General features: G+C 61.0%; 16 protein-coding genes. 10 read left to right on the top strand and 6 right to left on the bottom strand.

Going from position 1 to position 21264, the window contains the following annotated elements:
- Positions 1-40: 40 nt before the first annotated feature.
- Together JJ959_RS06525 and JJ959_RS06520 are read right to left on the bottom strand one after the other, a co-directional pair.
- Positions 41-2137 (bottom strand): TonB-dependent receptor, encoded by a 2097-nt coding sequence (locus JJ959_RS06525; protein WP_292881100.1) that lies wholly within the window; start codon positions 2135-2137, stop codon positions 41-43.
- 27 nt (positions 2138-2164) lie between these two features.
- A complete protein-coding gene (locus JJ959_RS06520; protein ID WP_292881097.1) occupies positions 2165-3205 on the bottom strand; it encodes a siderophore-interacting protein in 1041 nt (346 codons plus the stop codon).
- Positions 3206-3425: 220 nt separating this feature from the next.
- On the opposite strand from JJ959_RS06520, the gene JJ959_RS06515 reads away from it, so the two are divergent.
- The gene (locus JJ959_RS06515; protein ID WP_292881094.1) at positions 3426-5375 is read left to right on the top strand and encodes a methyl-accepting chemotaxis protein; all 1950 of its coding nucleotides are present in this window, start codon (positions 3426-3428) and stop codon (positions 5373-5375) included.
- A gap of 29 nt (positions 5376-5404) precedes the next feature.
- Here the strand turns inward: JJ959_RS06515 and JJ959_RS06510 are convergent, their stop codons facing one another.
- A complete protein-coding gene (locus JJ959_RS06510) occupies positions 5405-7300 on the bottom strand; it encodes a bifunctional sugar phosphate isomerase/epimerase/4-hydroxyphenylpyruvate dioxygenase family protein (protein ID WP_292881092.1) in 1896 nt (631 codons plus the stop codon).
- 51 nt (positions 7301-7351) lie between these two features.
- Positions 7352-9001: an alpha/beta hydrolase fold domain-containing protein gene (locus JJ959_RS06505; protein ID WP_292881090.1), complete on the bottom strand. Its 1650-nt coding sequence runs from the start codon at positions 8999-9001 to the stop codon at positions 7352-7354.
- A gap of 178 nt (positions 9002-9179) precedes the next feature.
- On the opposite strand from JJ959_RS06505, the gene JJ959_RS06500 reads away from it, so the two are divergent.
- From JJ959_RS06500 to JJ959_RS06480, 5 genes are all read left to right on the top strand, one after another.
- Entirely contained in the window at positions 9180-10067 is an 888-nt protein-coding gene (locus tag JJ959_RS06500) for a shikimate dehydrogenase (RefSeq protein ID WP_292881088.1), read from the top strand.
- 53 nt (positions 10068-10120) lie between these two features.
- Positions 10121-11101, top strand: coding sequence for a TRAP transporter substrate-binding protein DctP (gene dctP, locus JJ959_RS06495; protein WP_292881085.1), 981 nt, complete (start codon positions 10121-10123; stop codon positions 11099-11101).
- 59 nt (positions 11102-11160) lie between these two features.
- Positions 11161-11664: a TRAP transporter small permease subunit gene (locus tag JJ959_RS06490; RefSeq protein WP_292881082.1), complete on the top strand. Its 504-nt coding sequence runs from the start codon at positions 11161-11163 to the stop codon at positions 11662-11664.
- Positions 11657-12952, top strand: coding sequence for a TRAP transporter large permease (locus JJ959_RS06485; protein ID WP_292881079.1), 1296 nt, complete (start codon positions 11657-11659; stop codon positions 12950-12952). Before JJ959_RS06490 ends, JJ959_RS06485 begins: the two co-directional genes overlap by 8 nt.
- Before the next feature lie 357 nt (positions 12953-13309).
- Positions 13310-14680 carry a HAMP domain-containing sensor histidine kinase gene (locus tag JJ959_RS06480; RefSeq protein ID WP_292881077.1) on the top strand — a complete coding sequence of 457 codons (1371 nt, stop codon included), beginning with the start codon at positions 13310-13312 and terminating at the stop codon, positions 14678-14680.
- Positions 14681-14781: 101 nt separating this feature from the next.
- Here the strand turns inward: JJ959_RS06480 and JJ959_RS06475 are convergent, their stop codons facing one another.
- A complete protein-coding gene (locus JJ959_RS06475; RefSeq protein WP_292881075.1) occupies positions 14782-15642 on the bottom strand; it encodes an SDR family oxidoreductase in 861 nt (286 codons plus the stop codon).
- Between the two features lie 542 nt (positions 15643-16184).
- Here JJ959_RS06475 and JJ959_RS06470 point away from each other — a divergent pair.
- The 4 genes from JJ959_RS06470 to JJ959_RS06455 all read left to right on the top strand — a co-directional run bounded on the left by JJ959_RS06470 (position 16185) and on the right by JJ959_RS06455 (position 19741).
- Positions 16185-17105 (top strand): hypothetical protein, encoded by a 921-nt coding sequence (locus tag JJ959_RS06470; RefSeq protein WP_292881073.1) that lies wholly within the window; start codon positions 16185-16187, stop codon positions 17103-17105.
- 18 nt (positions 17106-17123) lie between these two features.
- On the top strand, positions 17124-17315 hold the full coding sequence (locus JJ959_RS06465; RefSeq protein WP_292881071.1) for a hypothetical protein: 192 nt from the start codon (positions 17124-17126) through the stop codon (positions 17313-17315).
- A 542-nt stretch (positions 17316-17857) separates the two neighbouring features.
- Complete coding sequence (locus JJ959_RS06460) at positions 17858-18742, top strand: SPASM domain-containing protein (protein WP_292881068.1); 885 nt, start codon at positions 17858-17860, stop codon at positions 18740-18742.
- Between the two features lie 6 nt (positions 18743-18748).
- Positions 18749-19741, top strand: coding sequence for a class I SAM-dependent methyltransferase (locus JJ959_RS06455; RefSeq protein ID WP_292881065.1), 993 nt, complete (start codon positions 18749-18751; stop codon positions 19739-19741).
- On the opposite strand, the gene JJ959_RS06450 is transcribed toward JJ959_RS06455, so the two are convergent.
- On the bottom strand, positions 19710-21179 hold the full coding sequence (locus JJ959_RS06450) for a hypothetical protein (RefSeq protein ID WP_292881062.1): 1470 nt from the start codon (positions 21177-21179) through the stop codon (positions 19710-19712). The genes JJ959_RS06455 and JJ959_RS06450 overlap by 32 nt on opposite strands.
- Positions 21180-21264: the final 85 nt, after the last annotated feature.

The following is a 21264-nucleotide window of genomic DNA, read 5'->3' as shown; positions in this document are numbered from 1 at the left end:
TAAGTCGTCGCCCCGCGCCGGTTTCGTCGGCCGTTTCCGGTCAGAACTTCACGCTGTAGGCCAGCGCGACCGTCCGGCCCGGTCCCTTGACGTAGTAGTAGTCGTCATAGGCGTAGGACTGCACCGAGTAGGACTGCTGCAGCACCGGCACGTAGCTCTCGTTGAAAATGTTCTCGATGCCGAAGCTGAGGGTTCCGGGACCGACCTGGAAGCGGCCGAGCAGGTCGACAAGGAAGTAGTTGTCGATGGTCTGCAGGCCGGAGAACTGGTCGCTGTCCGGATTGCGGGTGCCGGAATAGAGCGTCTGCAGGCGGAGCGAGCCGAAGTCCCAGGGACGCGCCTCGATATAGGTCGTGATCTTGGCCGGCGCGATCCGGTCGGAGCCGAGATCGGTATCGTAGTCGCCGTCGCCATTGGCATCGTAGCGGCCTTCGAGCCAGGTGAAGGTGCCGCCGATATCGACCTTCTCGTGCAGCGCGTAGGACGCCGCCACCTCGACGCCGTAGACCTTCTCCGGCGCGAGCTGGATGTTCAGGTTCCGGTCGTAGGTCACGCCGTTGTTGGACTCGTTGTAGAATATGGTCGGCTGCACCATCAGCCCGGCATGCTCGAAGCGGAAGCCGAGCTCGTAGCTCTCGGTCTTCTGTCCCTCGGAGGAGAGCTGGGAGACGTCGGTGAAGTTCGAGTCGTAGAGGTAGCGGCCGAGATCGCCGAGCTGGAAGCCTTCGGAATAGCCGCCGAACACGCCGAGCCCGTCGAGGATCTGGTAGGAGGCGCTGATGTTGAAGAGCGGCTCGCGGTAGTCGACCGTGCCGCCGTTGACCGTATTGCCGAGCTCGTTCACGTGGGTCGGGATGTCGACATCGATGATTTCATAGCGGACGCCGCCGGTGACCTTGAGGTCGGAGGTCAGGTCGGCCTGAAGCTGCGCGAAGGGCGCATAGCCGTTCATCGTGTAATCCGGCACCGTCGAGGGTGCGTCGATGTCGTTCACGACCGTCTTGTCATGGATGTAGTCGACGCCCCAGATCACGTTCAGGGGCAGCGGAGAGGCCTCGACCGGCGTGTCGATGGTCAGCCGGGAGCCGAACTTCGAGGATTCCGTCTCGTACTGGTTATAGACGGTGTTCAGAAACTCGGTCCGGGTGAAGGTCGTCGTGTTGTTGTTGAAGTAGCCCTGCAGGCTGACCGCGCTCCCCAGCACGTCGATATTGCTGTAGGTCGCGTTCAGGGTCAGGTTCTCGATCCCGGGCTTCCTGGTGTTGAGGTTGCCGCGGGACGGCGTCGCGCTTGTGTTGTTGGAGATGCTGCCGCCGCCGACCAGGCCGGCCCAGTCGCTGTCCTGGGTGTAGTCGTAATAGTTGGCACTGACGTCGAGCCGGTGGTCCTCCCGCTCGAAGCCGAGCTTGCCGAGGAAGTTGTAGGAGGTGATGTCGTCGGTGCCGCCCTGGGTGCCGTAGCTGTCCGGCGGACGGCGCTCGCCGTCGGCGGTGAAGCTGCCGCCGGCCTTGTCGAAGTTGCCGTTCACCAGATAGTCGATGTGACCTGTCCGGCCGGAGGTGCCGAGATTGGTCGTGTAACTTGCGGACTCGCCGACATCTTCCGGCTGGAAACGGAAGCCGGCGGAGGCGGTGTAGTTGACCTCGCCCTGTTCCGGTTTCTTCGTGATGATGTTGACCAGACCGCCCGGTGCGCCGAAGCCGTATGCGGCCGTCGCGCCGCGCACCACCTCGATCCGTTCGATCGCGCTGGAACTGATGCTGTTCAGCGCCCGGTAATTGTTGTTCAGCGTGTTGGTCTGCGGCACGCCGTCGATCAGGGTGAGGAAGTTCCGTCCGCGCAGGGTCTGGCCGTATTCCGTCAGGTTCTCCGTCGACTGTCCGAAGCCGGGAACGGTCTTGGCGAGGATCTGGCCGACCGGCGTGTTGACGGATGTCTGCTCCTCGATCTCCTCGCGGGTGATCACGGTGACGGAGACCGTCGTTTCCTCGACCGGGGTTTCGGTCCTGGTCGCCGAGGTCACGGTGATCTTGTCGAGCGTGGCCGACGTACCGGCGGTCGTTGCGTCCTGGGCCATGGCCGTCGCGGCTGTCAGGGCAGTCGAGGCGGTCAGCGCGAGCAGAAGCAGCTTGTTCATGGAGTGACTCACTTTACGCTTTGGAATTCAATGGGATTCGGCGGTTTCGTCGCGCCGCCAGTAGACGGCGCTGTACCTGCGCTCCGGCGCGAGGCCGAGCACGGTTTTGAAATGGTCGCGGATTTCTTTCGCCTGTTCGGCCTCGCCGGCGAACCAGCCAGTCTGGTCTGCGCCGCGCGCCGCCGTCGCCGCCTTCAGCGCGGCGGGCAGCTCGTCGAGTGGCACCCAGTCGAACGTAAAATTTTCGGGCAGGGAGACCGCGACCGGTTCCTGATGCTCCCGCAATCCGATGACTGCATGCCCGCCCTCTGTGCCGGACCGGGCCTCGAGGATGCGCATGATCGCCGGCACGGCGGTATCGTCTCCGCCGATCGCCAGCCAGCCGTCAGCCGGGAAATAACCACCGCCGGGGCCGATCATGCCGATCCGGTCACCGGGCTGTGCGGTCTCCGCCCAGTCCGAGAAGAGGCCGCCGGCATGGCGCACGATGTCGATCTCGACCGTACCCCGTTCCGGACAGATCCCGCGGATCGTGTAAACGCGAACGGTCAGCTCGTCCTCTCCGGTCGGAAAGCGCACGGCGCCGGAGGGCTCAATGGTCGGCCAGACGATTTCAGTGCTCGACGGGTCACGCGGCAGCATCAACCGGACATGCAGCCCGCGTTCGGTGAAGGGTGCGAGATCCTCTCCGCTAAGGGTCATGCGCAGCAGCCAGTCGCAGATCTCCCTTGTGCGGACGACCTTCATTTCCCGCAGATTCTTGGGCCGCCCCGGCGCCGGTGCCGTTCCGCTCCAGGCGATGCCTTTCGCGAGGCCCGGATCGTGGGCGATCAGATATTCCGAGACGGAGCCCTGCAGCACCGTCAGGCCGTCCTCGTCCGGGGAGTCGATGCGGACACTGAGCCTGTCCGCGTCCGCGGCGAGCCGGATCTTTCCGTAAGAAGTCTCGAAGACAGCCCGGCCCGAGTGGCGTGCAACAGGATGGAGATCGTGCGTCGCAAGGTGACGCACATGTTCTTCCAGCCAATGCCCGGCATTTCCGAGCGAAACGGATAATTCTGACTGCATGGCCCCGCGCCTGATGCGGCAACGGGTGCCGCTATTGAAAATGAGAGTTGTTTGCAGAATCAGTCGCAAAATTGCCGCAATGTCAAGTCGCTTGGCGCGGAAGGTGACCCGGTCCACTGCCTGCTCCAGCGGTTTAAGGGTCTTGCTGAAATATCCGGGCGTATAGAATTCGTTTACTAATTTCTGTTAGGATCGCTCTCTCTTCGCACTGGAGGCTTTCGTGAAAATTCGCACCAAGATTCTGGCCGGACTCGGCTTCATCGCCGTCGCCCTGACCGTCAGTTCTGGCTATTCGCTGTTGACCGCCGAAAAGGAGAATGAACAGCTCCAAAGAATGGAAAGGCAGGTCACGTACCTCGCTGAAACCATTCAGGAAATGACCGAGCTGACAGGCGAGATCAGGTACGATGTCGTCCAGATCCAGCAGTGGTTCACCGATGTTTCCGCGACCCGGGCGCTGGACGGACTCGACGATGGCGACGAGAAGGCGCTGGAATACGCAGGCTTTCTGCGCGAGCACCTGGCCAAGCTCCAGGCCTTGGCGCAGGAAGCCGGGATGATGGCCGTCGTCGAAAAGACAAAGGCGATCTCAGCGACCAGCCAGGCCTATGTCGAAGTCGGCGCGAAACTGGCCGAAGCGTATATCTCGGGCGGGCCTGCCGAGGGCAACAAGGTGATGCCGGATTTCGACGGGCGCGCCGAGGCGATCAACGACGCCGTGGAAGCACTTGTCGACGAGGTTCGCCGCGAGCGGGACAAGTCGGTTGAACTGGTGGAGCGCGTCATCGCCCAGGCGCGAGCGGAAAAGGATATCAGCCTGACGGTCAATATCGGGGTGGCCGCCGTATCTCTGGCCATTGTGCTTGCGATACTTTGGTTCGCCGTGACCTCGGTGCTCAGGCCGATGAGCCGCCTAACAGGTGCTGTGCTTCGTGTCGCCGACGGCGATTTCGACGGGCCGATCGAGGATGCGGGCCGCAGCGACGAGATAGGTTCGATCGCGAAGGCCCTGCTCCGCTTCCAGGAAAGCGGCCGCGAGGCTGTCGAACTCCGGGCTCAACAGAAGAGGCTGGAGGAGGAAGCTGAAGCCGCCAAGGCCAAGGCCCTGTCGGACATGGCCGACACGCTGGAAGACCAGATCCGCGTTTCGCTGGTCGAGGTCAGCAAGCAAACCGAGGAAATGAACCAGGCGGCGGGCGCGGTTGCCGAATCGGCGTCTGAAGTGGGCGGCAACTCGCAGAGCGTTGCCGCCGCGGCCGAACAGGCTCTTGCCAGTGTCCAGACCGTTGCCGCCGGCACCGAAGAATTGTCGGCATCGATCCGGGACATCGTGCGGCAGATGGAAGAGACCGGCAGCATCACCGACAAGGCGGTTCGCAACGCTTCAGGCGCGGAACAGGCCATCGCCTCGCTTGCCGAGGCCGTCGAGCGGGTCGAATCCGTGTCCAAGATGATCAGCGAAATTGCCGAGCAGACCAATCTGCTCGCCCTCAATGCGACCATCGAGGCTGCGCGCGCCGGCGACGCGGGCAAGGGCTTTGCCGTCGTCGCTTCCGAGGTCAAATCGCTCGCGAACCAGACCGCGCAATCAACAGAAGAGATCTCGGCGCAGATTGCGGCAATCCAGCAGGCGACCGGCAATGCGGTCGAGCAGGTGCGGTCCATCGCCGGGATGATCGATCAGATCAACGAGATGGCCGGTACTGTGACCGAAGCGATGCAGCAGCAGGACCAGACGACGGGCGAAATCGCCCATTCGGTCGGCGAAACGGCGTCCGCTGCGCGCGAGGTAGCCACGCGGATCGCCGAAGTCGCGCAGCGGGCAACCGAGAACGAGACCGTGTCGGTTTCCATCGGCTCGATCGCCAGTGCGCTACATGCCGGAGTCGATCAACTCGGCCAAACCATCGTGCGCATCGTCCGCAGTTCGACCAAGGAAGTCGATCGCCGTTCCCGGGATCGCCGCGAGGTCGGCTCAAAGATCCAGGTGAGCGTCAACGGTCAGTCGCAGAAAGCCACGCTTCTGGACATTTCCGAGGCCGGAGCCGGCTTCTCGACCGAACTGCAGGCGAGGGTCGGTGACCGCGTCGAGTTCAGTCATGGCGGAAAGCCGCTGTCAGGCAAGGTCCAGCGGGTCGACGAAAAGGGCGTCGGGATCAAAATCGTCTGAGAAGCCGCTCTGGTCTCGAGCGTTTCTCATTATGCGGATGCGGCGCTCACGCTGGCGCTCAAGGCCCGCTTTTGCGCCGCGATCCTGAACTGCGCGTTTGCGGCGCCGTATCCCCCGTAGCCGTTCCTCCGTTCGACGATCTCGAAGAAGAAGCCGTCGCCGTAATTGGGGCTGTAGAGCTGGAAGAATTCCCCGCGCTCGTCCCTGTCGTAGAGAATGTTCGCCTCTTTCAGCCGGTCGAGCAGGTCCGGTTCGAGCCCGAAGCGGGCCTCAAGGTCATCATAGTAGTTCGGTGATATCGAGAGCGGCACGAAGCCGGTTTCTCGCAGGTTCTCCGCGGTCCTGAAGATGTCCTCCGTCCGGAAGGCGATATGCTGGACGGCAGAGCCGAAACTCTCTGAAATGAAATGGCCGGCCAGCGTCCGGCTGTTCTCGGCGCCGTTGAGGGTGATGCGGAGCGAGCCGTCCGCATTCTCGATGGCCTGGCTTCGGACGAGACCGGCCGGGTCGACCACATCGACCATCGGCGTCTTCCGGGTCTCGAAGATCGATGTGTAGAAGAGCAGCCAGGTCAGCATCTCCTCGTAGTTCATCGTCTGCGCGATATGGTCGACTGCGGTCAGCCCGACGTCGCCGGGTGCCGCTTCATCCTGTTCCGGCTTGAACTCGATCTCCCAGACACGGGCGAGATCACTCTTGCCGTCAAGGAAGTGCATGAGGCCGCCGCCGACCCCGCGGATTGCCGGGATTTTCAGCTCGCCCGGCCCGACAGGCTGCTCGAACGGCGTGGCGCCGAGCGCTTTCGCGCGCTCCACGGTCGCGCCCGCATCCTCGACCTTGAGACCGATATCGCAGACCGTCGTGCCATGTACGAGATAGGAGGAGTGGGCGAACCCCTCGCGCTCGGTATTGATGACGATATTGATCCCACCCTGGCGCCAGAGCATCACGTCTTTCGCGATATGCCGCCCCGCGCGCCGGAAACCAAGGCACCGGAGCATCGCGCCGAGATCTTCCGCTTCGCTCTCGTCGGCGGCGAACTCGATGAATTCGATGCCCGATGCCTTCACCCGCGCCGGCATCTCCGGAACCTGGATCGCGATGCCGGGCTCGATGCGTTTCACCTGGTCCATCAGGTAGAGCAGGGAGCGGTGGCCGTCGACGGCGATGGTGCGGGGCGAGCCGCCGCGGAATTGGTCGTTGAAGATCTCCAGCGAGACCACGCCGTCATAGCCGGTCGCGCAGACCGCACGCATGAAGCCGGTCACGTCGAGGTCGCCCTCGCCGGGCATGTTTCGGTAGTGCCGGCTCCAGTGAAACAGGTCCATGTCGACCTTCGGCGCATCGGCAAGCTGCACGAAGAAGATCCGGTCGCCCGGGATCGAGCGGATGGATTCGGGACTGAGGCCTTTCCCGAGCGTATGGAAGGAATCGAGGATCAGACCGACATTCCGGTGGTCGGCCCGGCGCACGATTTCCCAGGCATCGCGGTGATCGCTGACATGACGGCCCCAGGCAAGCGCCTCGTAGCCGATGCGGATGCCGCGCTTGGCGGCGCGCTCGCCGAGCTCGGCGAAATCCGCCGCCGCGCGGTCGATCCCGCCGAGCGACAGCGGGGAGATGTTCGAGCAGATCAGCACCAGGTCGGCGCCGAGTTCCCCCATGAGGTCGAACTTGCGCTCGGCCCGGTCGAAAGTGCGGGCGCGCTGCGGCTCCGGCATGCCTTCGAAATCGCGGAACGGCTGGAAGAGGGTGATCTCGAGGCCTCTGTCCCGGACCATCTGTCCCGCCTCGCGCGGCGAGCCGTCGAAGGCGAGGAAGTCGTTCTCGAAGATCTCGATCCCGTCGAAGCCGGCGGCGGCGATGGCGGCCAGTTTTTCCTCGAAATCTCCCGAGATCGAGACCGTGGCGATGGATGTCTTCATCTTCGTTACGGTTCCTCCCGCATCGTTACCGGTTTCTGGGCCTCTTGCCGGTCAGGCGCATTTCTCTTTGAGCCAGGCGCACATGCGCCGAAGCGCGGTCTCGGATTCCGGGCAATATTCCAAGGCCCTCAGATAGCCGTGGATCAGGCCCGCGCCGTCATCGACGGTGACGTCTCCGCCGGCTGTTTTCACCGCGTCGGCATAGGCGCGGCCGCTGTCCCGCAAAGGGTCGTATTGCGCGACCGCGACGAAAGCGGGCGGAAGGCCCGCATGGCTCGAGGCCGCGAGCGGCGCAATGAATGGGTCGGTGTTGAGCTTCTCGACATCGGCGCAATAAAGCGCGTTGTTCTCCGCCATGCCCGCGACGCGCAGCAGCGGACCGTTCGCGTTCTCGCTATAGGACGGGCGTGACCGGTCGAAGTCGCAGACCGGATAGACGAGCATCTGCGCACGAAGGGGCAGACCGATCTCGCGGCCCTTGAGAGCGGTGACCGCGGCGAGGTTTCCGCCGGCGCTGTCGCCGCCGACCGCAAGGCGCGCCGGGTCGATGCCGAGGCTTGCCGCATTGTCGCGCGCCCATTCCACCACGGCGACGCATTGTTGGAAAGCCAAGGGGTAGGGATGTTCGGGGGCAAGGGAATAGTCGACGCTGATCACGGTCTGCCGGTTCCAGGCGGCGATCCGGCTGGTGATATCCCAGTGGGTTTCGGGACTGCCTTGCATGAAGCCGCCGCCATGCATGTAGATCAGCGCGGCCTGGCTGCCGCCGCCGGAATGGCGGAAGATCCGCACCCGGACCGGTCCGCCCTCGCTGTCGATCCAGTGCTCGTCGTCGGTCTCGATGCCGGGCGGTGTTTCAAGGCGCATCTCGCGTGCGATCGCCTCGAACTTGAGCCGCCGGTCGGCGGGTGTCGCACCGGGGGCGAGAGTTGCCCACTTGCCGTCCCAGACATCGAGAAACTTGAGAATGCCGGGGTTGATCTTCCGGCCGTCGTCCAGAGCGTTCAGCACGGTGCGTCCCTTGTCCGTATCGGTCCGCATGACGAAGCGCAGGATCATGTCGCCGACATGCCGGCGCAGCATCTGCTGACCTTTTTCCTGAAAGAGATCGTCCCCGAAGATCCGCGAGAAGGTCGCGCGGTTGGAGACGTTGAAATAGCAGAGCGCGGAGATGTGCCAATGCAGTTCGAGCGCGGTGAGGCCGCGCCGGAAGAGTCCAAGCTCGCAGCCGCGTGCGTAGATGTTCTCCAGCAACCGGATGGCGGAGCTGTTCTGGCCGACGATGCCGTCGGACTGCTGCATATGTTCGCCGTGATGGATGTTTTCGATGGTCACGAGGCGAACGAAATTCACCGCGTTGCGGTGGTGGTCGAAGGTGAATTCGGCGAGCTGGCGGAGCGCCTCGACGGGTGGGACCTGGGTCAGATCGAGCGCGTCCTCCGACCGTCGCATCTCCTGATAGGCCTCTTCCAGGGCGGCGCGATAGAGCCCTTCCTTGTCGCCGAAGTAATAGTAGATCATGCGTTTCGAGGTCTTGGTCAGCGCGGCGATTTCCTGGATCCGCGCGCCGGACAACCCCTTTTCGGCAAAGACTTCGCGGGCAACCTCGAGAATATTCGCCCGCACCGCGTCGGGGTCCTGCTTCCAGCCCCCGCGGTATAGTTCCTCGATCTCGCCCGACGGCGTAACGACCTCTCCCACTCTTCTTCCCTTCTTCTTCTTTGTTCTCCGGGGCTTCCAGCATAGCGGAGTGCCGTTGCGGATGCGCGCCCTCCGCAAGGTCGTGACGGAGGGCGCGCATCACTATTGACATAATTAACCGTCACGAACAATATTTTGCAGAATTGAACCGAAATATTAACGGTTGAGGACAAAAGGGATGGGCGCCGCGGGACCGGAAGCCGCCGGCATAGAGGCAATGCCGGAGCCGCAGGATGTGCTGGTCGGACTGATCGGGCACGGTATCGCCGCGTCCCGGACGCCTGGGATGCATATGGCAGAAGGTGCGACGCTCGGGATGTCCTACGAATACCGGCTGATCGACCTGCCGCCGGATCTCGGTGAGGAGGCACTGTCGCAGCTTCTTGGCAACCTTGAGCATTCCGGCTTTTGTGGCATCAATGTAACCGTACCGTACAAAAGGGCCATTCTGTCGCACCTCGACTCGCTGTCGGTAGAAGCGCAGGCCGTCGGCGCCGTAAACACGGTGCTGTTCACGCCGCACGGGCGCGTCGGCCACAACACGGATTACTGGGGATTCGCCGAAAGCCTGCGGCGCGGCCTGCCCGGAGCGGCACGCGATTGCGTGCTTCTGCTCGGCGCCGGCGGTGCCGGGCATGCCGTCGCGCATGCCCTGCTCGATGCCGGTGTCGGCCGGTTGCTGATCCGGGACGTCAACGGGCACCTGGCGGAAGCTCTGGCGGACGAGCTGAACGCGCGGGCCGGGGCCAAGCGCGCGGAGGTTGCCCGCAATCCGGCCTCTGCCGCCGCTGCTGCGGACGGCATCGTGAATACCAGTCCGGTCGGCATGCTGAAAATGCCGGGGATGCCGATCGAGGGGCGCCTCATCGAGTCGCGTCACTGGGTGGCGGACATCGTCTATTTCCCGTTGGAGACCGAACTGCTGGCGACCGCCCGGGACAAGGGATGCGCCGTGCTGCCCGGTTCCGGAATGGCGCTCTTTCAGGCGGTGAAGGCGTTCGAGCTCTTCACCGGCATCGCGCCGGACGCGGAGAGGATGAAAAAGACGTTCGACTCCTTCGGCTGACCGCCGGAATGGGGTTCCACAGATTTCGCAAAAGGGAGGAAACAATGCGAAACATGACATTCAAGACAGCTCTCCGGGGTGCAGCCGCCGCCGTTGCCCTCATGGTCTCCGGCGGCGTCGCCGCCGCGGACGTGGTGGAGATCATCTATTCCGACACCGTGCAGGAGACCGATCGCCGCAGCGGCATCCTGAAAGAGCATTTCGGCCAGTGCCTCGGTGACGGGTTTGAATTCAAGCCGTATTTCGGCGCCACCCTGTTCAAGCAGGGCACGGAGTTGACCGCCATGCAGCGCGGCAACCTCGATATGGCGAACCTCGCCAGCTATGATTTCGAGAATCAGGTGCCGTCGGCATCGATCCTCGGCATCGGCTATCTCTTCCGCGGCTACGACCACATGCGCAAGGTGTTTGACGGCGACACCATGAACGGGCTGTTCGGCGAGATGGAGGAAAAGACCGGGGTCAAGGTCCTGGCCAATCCCTATATCGGCACCCGTCACGTCAATATCCGCGGCGACAAGAAGATCATGACGCCCGCCGACATGCAGGGCATCAAGCTCCGCATGCCGGGCGGCGAAGGCTGGCAGTTCCTCGGCAAGGCGCTCGGCGCCAACCCGACGCCTGTCGCCTTCACCGAGGTCTATACCGCGCTGCAGACCGGCACGGTCGACGGCCAGGACAACCCGCTGCCGACCAACAAGCAGATGAAGTTCTACGAGGTGACCAACCAGATCATCCTCACCAGCCACCGGGTCGCGACCAACATCTTCGCCATGTCCGGCAAGAAGTGGAACAGCCTGAACGAGGCGCAGCAGGCGAAGGTCAAGGAATGTGCGATGAAGTTCCAGGCGGCGATGGACGCGAGCACGCTCGGGCTCGAGAAGGAAATGTCCGACTTCTTCGTGCAGCAGGGCCTGAAGATCTACACCCCTGACATCGAGGCGTTCCGCAACCACGCGCTCGAGATGTACAAGAACTCCGACTATTCGAAGAACTGGCCCGCCGGTCTCCTCGAAAGCATCAACGCAAACTAATAAAAACGCGGTCCCGGCGCTCGTCTGCCGGGACCGTTCTCTCGCCGGGAGGGGCCGTCTTGCTGGGTTGGCTGTCGCGTCGCGCGGAAAATTTCCTCGCGCTGGTGCTTGCGGCATTGTTCGCGAGTTTCCTGATACAGATCGTGTTCCGCTATGTGCTGAACCTGCCGCTCGGCTGGACCGTCGAGCTGGTCTCGATCTGCTGGCTCTGGGGCATTCTCTTCGGCTACGCCTTCGTGGTCCGGGACAGCGATATCATCCGTCTCGACATCATCTACGACATGTTCCCGCGCGGCGGGCGGCGTGCGCTCGACGTGATCACAGGACTGATCTGTGCCGGGCTCTTCGCCTGGACCCTGCCGAAGGCCTGGGAATACATCTCCTTTATGAAGATCGAGAAGACAGCCTACATCCGGCTGCGCTTCGACTATGTCTTCGCGATCTACGTGCCCTTCGCGCTGGCCGTGATCGTCCGCTCGCTCAAGAGCGTCTGGTTCGGTCTTTCCGGCACCGGGCCAGCCTTCAGCCCGACCCACGGGGCGGAGAGTCACGATTATGATTGATCCGTTTGCGGCGGCGCTCCTGCTGATCCTGTTCCTGGCGTTCGGCGGGCTCTCGATGGGCCTCGCGATGATCTGCGGCGCCTTCGTCTATCTGCTGCTGGCTGGTTTCGATCCATCGATCGCGTCCGAGACCCTGCTGCAGGGTCTGTTCAACGGCTACACGCTGCTTGCCATCCCGCTGTTCATCCTGGCGGCCGACATTATGAATGTCGGCTCTCTCGCGGACCGGCTTCTGCGATTCAGCCAGGCGCTGGTCGGCCGCTTCAAGGGCGGGCTCGGCCACGTCAACGTGGTCTCCTCGCTGATCTTCTCCGGCATGTCCGGCTCAGCGGTCGCCGACGCCGTCGGCATGGGCAAGATCATCATCACCATGATGACCAAGGACGGCAAATACACCGGGTCCTATGCGGGCGCGATCACCGCCGCCTCGGCGACCATCGGCCCGATCATTCCGCCCTCGATCCCGATGGTGCTTTACGCGCTCGTCTCCGACCAGTCGGTCGGCTACCTCTTTGCCGCCGGCATGCTGCCGGGGCTGCTCATGGGCGTGGTGCTGATCATTATGAACGCGATCATTGCCCATCGCCGTGATTTCGCGACCGATACGGCGGTTCCGCTCCGGGAGCTTCCGGCAACCACATTCCGCGCCGTGCCGGCGCTGCTGCTGCCGGTGATCCTGCTCGGCGGGATCTACGGCGGCGTCATGACGCCGACGGAAGCGGCCGCCGTCGCGGCGTTCTACGCGCTGTCGATCTCCGTCCTGTTCTATCGCTCGGTGTCCTTCGGAGATTTCTACCGGGCGCTGCTGGGCTCGGCCCGGTCGACCGCGACGGTCGGCATCCTGATCGCCGGCGCCCTGACCTTCGATTACGTCGTCACGCGGGAGAACGTGCCGCAGATGATGGCTGATTTCCTGTCCCAGTATGAATTGTCGCGGACGGGCTTCCTGCTCGCGATCAACATCATGTTCCTGGTGCTCGGCTGCATTCTGGAATCCGGGGCCATCCTCCTGATCATCGTGCCGATCTTCCTTCCGACGGCCGAGGCGCTCGGGATCGACCTGGTGCATTTCGGCGTGATCGCGGTGGTCAATGCGATGATGGGGCTGATCACGCCGCCTTACGGCCTGCTGCTCTTCATTGTCGCTGCGATCACAAAGCAGCCGATGATCCGGATCGTAAGGGACCTGTTGCCGTTTCTCGCGGCACTTCTGGTCGCGCTCGGCATCATAACCTTCGTGCCGGACTTCGTCCTGTTCCTGCCGCGCCTGCTCGGCTATTCCGGCTAAACGGTAGTGTCTCCGGCGGTCGGGCGGGAATCCGTCCGTACGTCAGAAACAGACGGCCCTGGTCTCGAAGGCCGTACCTGATCCAGGTGACGCGAAGCTGCTCCATATCCTCCGGGAGTGTCCTCTGGCCGCGCGCGACTGGCAAAAATTTCAATCGTTTACGCGTTTCTTAACCGTTTGATTACGTTAACCGCGCCAGCATGTATGCCGCATGCTTTTGGCATCGGAAAATTGTGAGAAATCAGACACGGCAAACGCATGCTGAAACTGAAGATGTCGTATTGCCTCGACTCAGAAGATCCGGGAAGGCTTACTCCCGTTGGGTTTTAGGCGCGAAACAGCAGGACGGAAGGATCGATGAAGCAGTCTTCTCCGCATCGGATCGAGAGACCTGCCGTCCACGATGTTGCGGTCGATCTGATGTTTCAGCGGATTGAACCGCTCTTCAGTTCGAATCTTCCGGCGCTTGCCAACGTCGCGATCGCTGCCCTGATTTCTTTCGCCGCCAAGGATCATGTTCCACCCATTTATCTCCTCGGATGGGTGCTCCTCATGGGCGTGCTTTCGCTGTACCGCGTGTTCCTGGTCGACAGATTTCGCAGCTCGGAGCCGGACCCTTCCAAGGCGCCCCTCTGGGAGCGCCGGATGTTCCACTGCGCGGCGGCCCAGGGTATCGCCTGGTCCCTGACCGGCCTCGCGGTCGCGCGTTTTCCGATGCCGATCGAGATTCTCGGGATTGTGTCCGTCGGAGTCTGCGGGATGCTGGCCGGGGCGACCTTCACCCTTACCGGCAGCCAGAGAATCTTCAGGGCCTATGTCCTGCCGGCGGGCATCGGGTTGATTGCGGGAGTTAGCTTCCTCGATACGTCTGGAGGGCATGTGATCGCCCTCATGGGGCTTGTCTATCTCACCGTGGTCCTGGTCTGGGGCCGCGAGATCGGACGCTCTGCCGAAGAACGGCTCGCGCTGGCGGCGGAGAAGGAGCATCTGCTCGCCAATCTGGAATTCGCGCAGCGCGAGACCGAGCTGGAGAAGGAGTTCAAGCAGGAAACCTTCAACAAGCTGGGGCATGAACTGAGGACGCCGCTCAACAGCATCATCGGGTTCGCCGAAGTTATCGCAAGCGAAGCGGTCGGTCCGGTCGGGACCTCAAAATACAAGGAATATGCCGCGCTCGTCGCGGAGAGCGGCAAACATCTCTCAAATCTGATCGACGAGATGCTCACCCTCGTGAAAGGCGACTCCCTGCAGGCAGGAGCCGACAGCGAGCCGGTGGATGTGAGCGAGATCATGGTGTTTTGCCGGGACATGCTCGCGCCGTTTGCCAAGACGCGGGGAATCGAGCTGCGCCTCGTGCGCGGCCAGGAAGACCTGCCGCCGATCCAGATCGATCCGCTGAAACTGCGTCAGGTCCTGATCAATCTGCTCAACAATGCCATTCACTACACGTTGCAGGGTGGAAGGATCGAGCTGACGGCGAAGCGGGTCACGGGGAACGCCGTCGAGATCAGTGTCTCCGATACCGGGATCGGTATGTCCGAGTCTGATATTCCGAAAGCCCTCGAGCCGTTCAACCAGCTTGAAAACGGCAAGACCCACAATCCGCACGGCAAGGGTATCGGGCTGGCACTCTCGAAGAAGTTCGTTGAGCTCTACGGCGGGCGGATGGATATCGAGAGCGAACTTGGAGTCGGGACGAAGATCACGGTGCACCTGCCTGCGCGATAGGGGGGGCAGGTCGTGGAGAATGCTGATACGCCGTCGGGATCTTAGTTTCGGCGCCTCCGGATCCTGCCCCGCAGCAACGTTTACGGGAGCGTCAGCCGGCTCTATATCCCCTGACCGGGACCTTTCCCCGGTTCCTGGCCGGGCCACAGCCTGGTTGCGGCGGCGAGGTCGGGCCAGCCGATGGGGGCACCTGATTCCCGGGCGGCCTCGCGCTCCGGCAGGGACGTGTTCCAGAAACCGGCGATGTAACGCTTTCCCGTGATTCCGTTGGACTCGGGACTGGCGAGCCATGCTGCCGGCGGCCCCATGACCGACGGCTGGAGCATCTTTTCCCGCGGAATGCCGGCATCGGGATGGATGAAGGGGGTGTCGGTCGGCCCGCCCGGAACCAGGACATTCACCGTCACGCCGGTGTCCTTCAGTTCCTCCGCCCAAACGGCCGAGCTCGCCTCCAATGCCGCCTTGAGCGGTCCATAGGGCAGAACACGCAGCATGGTGATGAAGCTTGTCGTGTTGTTGATGACCCGTCCCCAGCCTCGATCGACCATGCCGGGGACGGTGGCGCGGATCATATGGACCGCCCCCATGAAGTTGATGCGATAGAAGCGGTCCATCAGATCCGGGGTCACTTCCGAGATTGACGGCAGGTTGGTCTCGGCATCGCCGCGAAAGCTGCTGACGCTGATGCCGGCATTGTTGAAGAGGATGTCGACGCTGCCCAATCTGGCGATCGTATCGCCGACGGCGCGTTTGCAGTCCGCTTCCCTGGAGACATCGTGCGCAAGCGCGATGGCGGAGCCGTCCCCATGCGCCTTGTTGATGTCCAGTGCCACCTTTTCGGCAGCTGCGAGATCGATGTCCGTCACCGCGATCCTGATGCCGCGCGCGGCAACGGCGCTTGCCATGGCTGCTCCTATCCCGCCGCCGCCGCCGGTTACCATCGCAACCCTGGACTGACTCATTGATCTTCCTCCACTGCACTCGTTACACAGGGGGGCAACTGTATCGAATTTCCTGTCGGACATGCGCGCAGAAATCAGCCGGAAAGCCTCCGGTCTGACAGGATGGCGAAGATTATGGGGCCTGGTTGGGGCCTGAAGCCGTAGCTGGACAGAAAAAATGCCGGGAACCGTTGGGTTCCCGGCAAGTTGAACAGGGAGGCTTCACGTCTGGGAGACGGGGCTGCTGTCTAACGGCGCGACGGTTCATTTCGGGACGTCCGGTGACGACAGCATCTCGCACCGCGGCGGGGATGCTGCCAGCGAGTACTTCCATATGGGGCTCGGTAACGACACAGATTATACCGATTCCGGCGACGATAAGGTCTATGGCGGCGCGGGTGACCACAGTCTGATCTCGAACGGATCCGGCCTGCACCGTTTCTATGGCTGCGAGGGCAACGACGTTCTTGCGGTCGGGGCGAGTTGGAGTACGGACTACTTCGACGGAGGCGCCGGGGACGATACGCTGCTTGGCCATGAGAATGCGGACACGCTTATCGGGAATGACCTTCCTCTATGCGGGGACGGGTGCCGACACGATGCTTGGCGGCAGTGGCACAGACATCCTCTATGTGGAGCCGGCCTATGGTTCGGCAGTCTCAAAGGCGGCAGGCGCTTCATCCCTGACTCTGGATTTTGGCTCCGGCAATATGGTGGACGTCGTGAAGAATGTTGAAACCATCGTCTTCACAAACCAGACTTCTACCTACTCAGAGCTCGAAACCGCGATCAACACGGTTGATCCGCTCATCCTCGATCTCGATGGGGGCGGTATTGAACTGATCTCTCTTTCCGAGAGCGCGGCCTATTTCGACATGAACTTCCACAGTGTGGCGGAGCGGACCGGATGGATTTCCGGGGACGACGCGTTGCTAGCCATCGATCGCGACGAGGACGGGATTATCAACGATCTCTCGGAGCTGTTCTTCGAGTATTCCGCGCCGGGCGAGGCCTCGACCGGCTTCACGGCTCTCGCCACGCGGGACGAAAACAGCGACGTCGAGATCAATCGGGACGACGCGGAATTCGCCCAGCGGCTCCTTCGGCAGGATCTCAACGAGAACGGCCAGAGCGAGGATGGGGAACTCCGTTCGATAGAGGACGCGGGCATCACCAATATCTCTCTCGCAACCGAGGCGCTCCGGGATGAGGTCGACGGTAATACGATCGAGACTGTCGAAACCTTTACGACTTCCACCGGGGAGACCGGGATTGCCGCCGATGTCCGCTTCGCATTCGAAGCAGGCAGCGAGGAAGCCGAGCACCTTGCGCCGGAACAGGAAGACGGTCAGGTCGGTGCCGGGGCGATCACTGAAGAGGGAGAAGATAAGTCGGCCGATGCCGATCCTGGCATCGAAGAGGATGGTTCGGAGACTGCCGGACTCGATGGCGTTTTCGACGAAGCCGAATCTCCCGGAGTCTAGATAGAAACCGAAGAAGGGGTGGCCAGCGATAACGCGGTTCAGATTTCAGAGGAAGATGCAGAGTTCGCTGAAATCGCCGGGCAGATCGCAGACGCGATGTCCGCCTTCGAAATTACTGCGTCGGATAGCGAAGACATCATTGAAGTTACCCCTGATGTTCCTTCGATTTTGGAGGACATGGATGAAACCGACCTCGGCGTGGCGGCCTGAGCGCGGATGATAAAGCTCGGTGGAGCGCCTTGTTCGCACCTAAACAGTGCGAGGATCAGAGCAAACCAGCATCTGATCCTCCTGGTTGCGGTTGGATAATATTAGATGAAATCTGCCCGAATATTACCCTGACGTTCGGTCTTGCGCCGTGATCTCGTTCGATCCCTTCGCAGCGCACGCCTTCCGGCTCCCGACCGATTGACAGGAGATGTCCTGGCTACACTCTCGGATGCCGGTGTGTTTCGCTTGCGGGATGTCGTTGTTGAAAACGTGGCATTTCGGACATATCTCGCACTTCTCTAGGGGTAAGGCTCTGCCAGTCGGTCTCTAATTCTTTTTGCACGAATTTGGATGATTGTCGTTGATCCGCGATTTGAGAATACACTAACACTGTTGGTGCGACTGACGCGCAGCCGCCGGATCAGGCTTGAAAAGCGGGAAGCGCACTTGTGTGTGACCATCAAGCGGCTTTATGCATTTGCGATGATTGGTTCAGGGAAGATTTTTCCTCCAACAAGAAGGAATTCTGGAAGGCTTGTTGAATGATCAACGATGCGACAAAGCGCAATTTGCGCCGTAAGAGTTCCTATATAGATAGGGTCCAATACCATGAGGGGATTCCGCTCTTTAGCTGGATCGATCTCAATCTAACCGAACTCTGCAACCGGAAATGTGTTTTTTGTCCTCGGGTAGACGACGCGTTTTACCCCAATCAGAACCTGCATATGGCTTTACCGCTGGTCGAAAAATTGGCGCAAGAGCTCCAGGAGCTTAACTACAAGGGGGCAATTGTCCTTTGTGGTTTTGGCGAACCGATGCTGCATCCGGAACTCGTCGAGATTGTTTCGATTCTCGGTCGCCATCATCGTGTGGAGCTGGTGACGAATGGGGACAAGCTCAATGCGTCAAACGCACTCAGGCTCTATGATGCAGGATTGGATTACTTCGTTGTCAGCATGTATGACGGACCGCATCAGGAGGCGTATTTCAAGGCGCTATTCAGCGAAGCGAGCCTCGCGCCGGAGACATACATCCTTCGGGACCGATGGCATTCCGAAGAAGATGATTTCGGTTTGAAACTCACCAATCGCGCCGGAACCATCAATATCGGACATCAAGATCCAGTAGTCCGCTCACAGCCGTGCTACTACCCCTCCTATTCCATGACGTTTGACTGGAATGGCGACGCTCTCTTATGCGTTCAGGACTGGCACAAGCGGGTGAAGGCGGGAAATCTGTTTGCACAACATATTTTTGATATATGGAAGTCGCCGACGATGGCCAAATATCGCCAGCGCTTGATAAAGGGAAAACGGACTGTGGCGCCGTGTTCGAACTGCAACGCTGATGGAACGCTGCATGGGTTCAACCACTGCGATGCGTGGAAGTCTTTGCGGCAAACTACCGCCGTGGATGCGAACAGCTAGTCCCTCATGAAACTTACGTTCGACCAGATTCACTCGGCAACGAAACAGCATCGACTTCGTGAAATGATGCTGCGCACGGTGCAGGATGTCGCCCAGCTGCCGAATTCCAATGCCAAGAGAACTAGGTGCCCGATCTGCGACGCACCCGATATCGCCCATTTCGTCCAGGCCTTCGGCTTTGACATGGATCGCTGTGGCGATTGCGGCCTGATCTTCTGCAATCCCTATCCGACGGCCACCCAGTTGGATCTGTATTACAACAGCGAGATGAAGGATTTCGAAAACGAATTTTTTCGGGAGACCTTTGAGGCGAGAGCAATGCTCTTCAGCAAGCGAGTTGAGCTTATACGCGCGCTGAAACCATCGGGCCGACTTCTGGATATCGGAAGCGCGATCGGCATTTTCGTGGAAAGTCTTCGACGTGCGCAGGCCCCATACGAGATCACGGCCTGCGATTTGAATGCAGCAGCATGCGAACAGTTGGCGCAGACCTACGGCGATATCGAGATCCTTAATTGCGACGCAAAAGACCTTGATCAGCATAACGCATACGACGTCGTGACGATGTGGGATACGCTCGAGCACATTGTTGATCTGGACGAACTGCTGGCTACGGTGAGGAGATTGCTTCGCCCGGACGGTATTTTCGCCTTCTCGACTCCCAACACGGATAGTTTCGAATGGCTGGTCGCCGGCAACAGGCATGTGCAAATCCTGCCACCTGGTCATGTTAATTTATTGAATACAAAAAATATCGTTCGCCTTCTTGAGAAGAACGGCTTTGGCGTCCGAGATCAAATGACGCTTAATCCGAGCCTCGATATTTCCTACGTTTTGAAGCTGCTCGACAGCGACCCGGTAGTCGCAGGGCGCACCGACGCGTTCTTGCAAAACGCAATCAAGGACCCGGAGTTTCAGGACATGCTGTCCGATTATCTTGTGCAAAAGAGGATGGCCGGCAACGTGGTCACCTGTGCTTTTCCGTTCCCGGAGACATGATCAGCTCTGATTCGAGTTTTGTGATCACCTCGGAAATACATTCATCATGCTGTCGTTCGTCCGGGAAGACGAAAGACATTGCCGGGTACCAGAGACTTCTCTCCTGACCGAGTGTGAGGTGTCCGAACCGCTTGGTGAGCTGAATGACCGTCGCTCCGACGGCTCCGGCCAGATTTGACGTCACATTGTCTATCGAGACCGTCGCGTCAAAAGCGGAGAGCAGAGCGGCCAGGTTCTCGAAGTCGTTGAAAAGGTCCAGATCGGGCGGTTCCGGGATCGATATTCCCGTTGCCGCCCGCAGGGCGTCGAGCTCTTCGCGGCAGTCGCCGTACTGAACGCTGACAAATGCGAAGTCACGACGCTGCAGCAGCTCTTTCCAAGCGAGCAGGTCGTGATTGAAACGCTTGTTCGCGATGCTTCCTGAGCGCCACGAAATGCCGATCACCGGTTGCTGTCCGAAGGTTTCCGAAAGCCATTGCTTCCAGTGGGAAACACGCTCGGGGTCAGGAATGAGGTATGGAGCTTGCGGAGAGAAATCCTCGAGAGAGCGGCGAAAATAACGGCAGGGCGATGCGAAGGTGGCCTGAAAGCGAATGTCGGATTGCTGGAGCCGACGTGATGGCGGTGTCTCCCGCCGAACAACCGTCATTTCCGGAAAGGAACGGCGAAAGAGAGATACAAGACGTTCGTCTACTTCTATAAAAAGCTTGGCCCCGGCAGCGATCACATCGTTGAACACCTGTGCATAGACGATCTCGTCGCCGGGACCCGCATTCCGCCATACTAGAATGGACTCTCCTGAGGGAGGTTCACCAGCCCAGAGCGGCTGAGAGAAAGGTTTCTTGCCGTCGCGCAATTCGCGTCTCTTGCTTGCCTCGTAAAGCCACCATCCGCGCGGGAGTTGGCCATTTGCGAGATGCGCAAACGCTATCCCGGCAAAGTAGGGCGCCAGCGCGGACAATGTATCGAGGCAAGAGTCGGTCTCGGAAAGAGGGTGCCTCGCGAAAGAGAACAGTCGCAGCAGATTTTCGAGATCCCGGGCGAGTTCCGGTTTCGGAACAGAACCGGCAGCGACCTCGTAGCCGCCTACGATTGCCGCGATCGCGGGATCCCTCCGCCTTTCGATGTTATCGATCTTCTGAACCACGTTCGCTGCGGCGAGCAGTGGCTCCGCCAAATCTCCGGCCGCGCGCCAGAAGGTGCGAATCCAGGGAAAATCGTCCGCCACGAACCATATCGGAAACCGCTTCGCTACGGCAAGTAACCGCCGGGCTGACGGGAACGGATCTGCGATCTCGAATGTGTCCTGAATTTCGATGCCGGCAGCTCTCGCACTGACAGCAAGATTGTCGAGATTGCCCGACGATCCAAGCAAGGCGACCTCACGTACCTGCTTAGCGTCCGGAGGCAGCAGGAAGACGCCATTTCCTTGCTTCACGACAAGCAAACTATCCGGGCCAAATCTAGCTCTGTCGCTTGTAGTCATGAAAGTCCGGTGCCTCTGTTTCGAAGATTCCCGAGCA

The organism is Nisaea sp. (assembly GCF_017640745.1).
Lineage (GTDB): Bacteria > Pseudomonadota > Alphaproteobacteria > Thalassobaculales > Thalassobaculaceae > Nisaea.
This window is presented reverse-complemented; position numbering and strand designations above follow the sequence as displayed.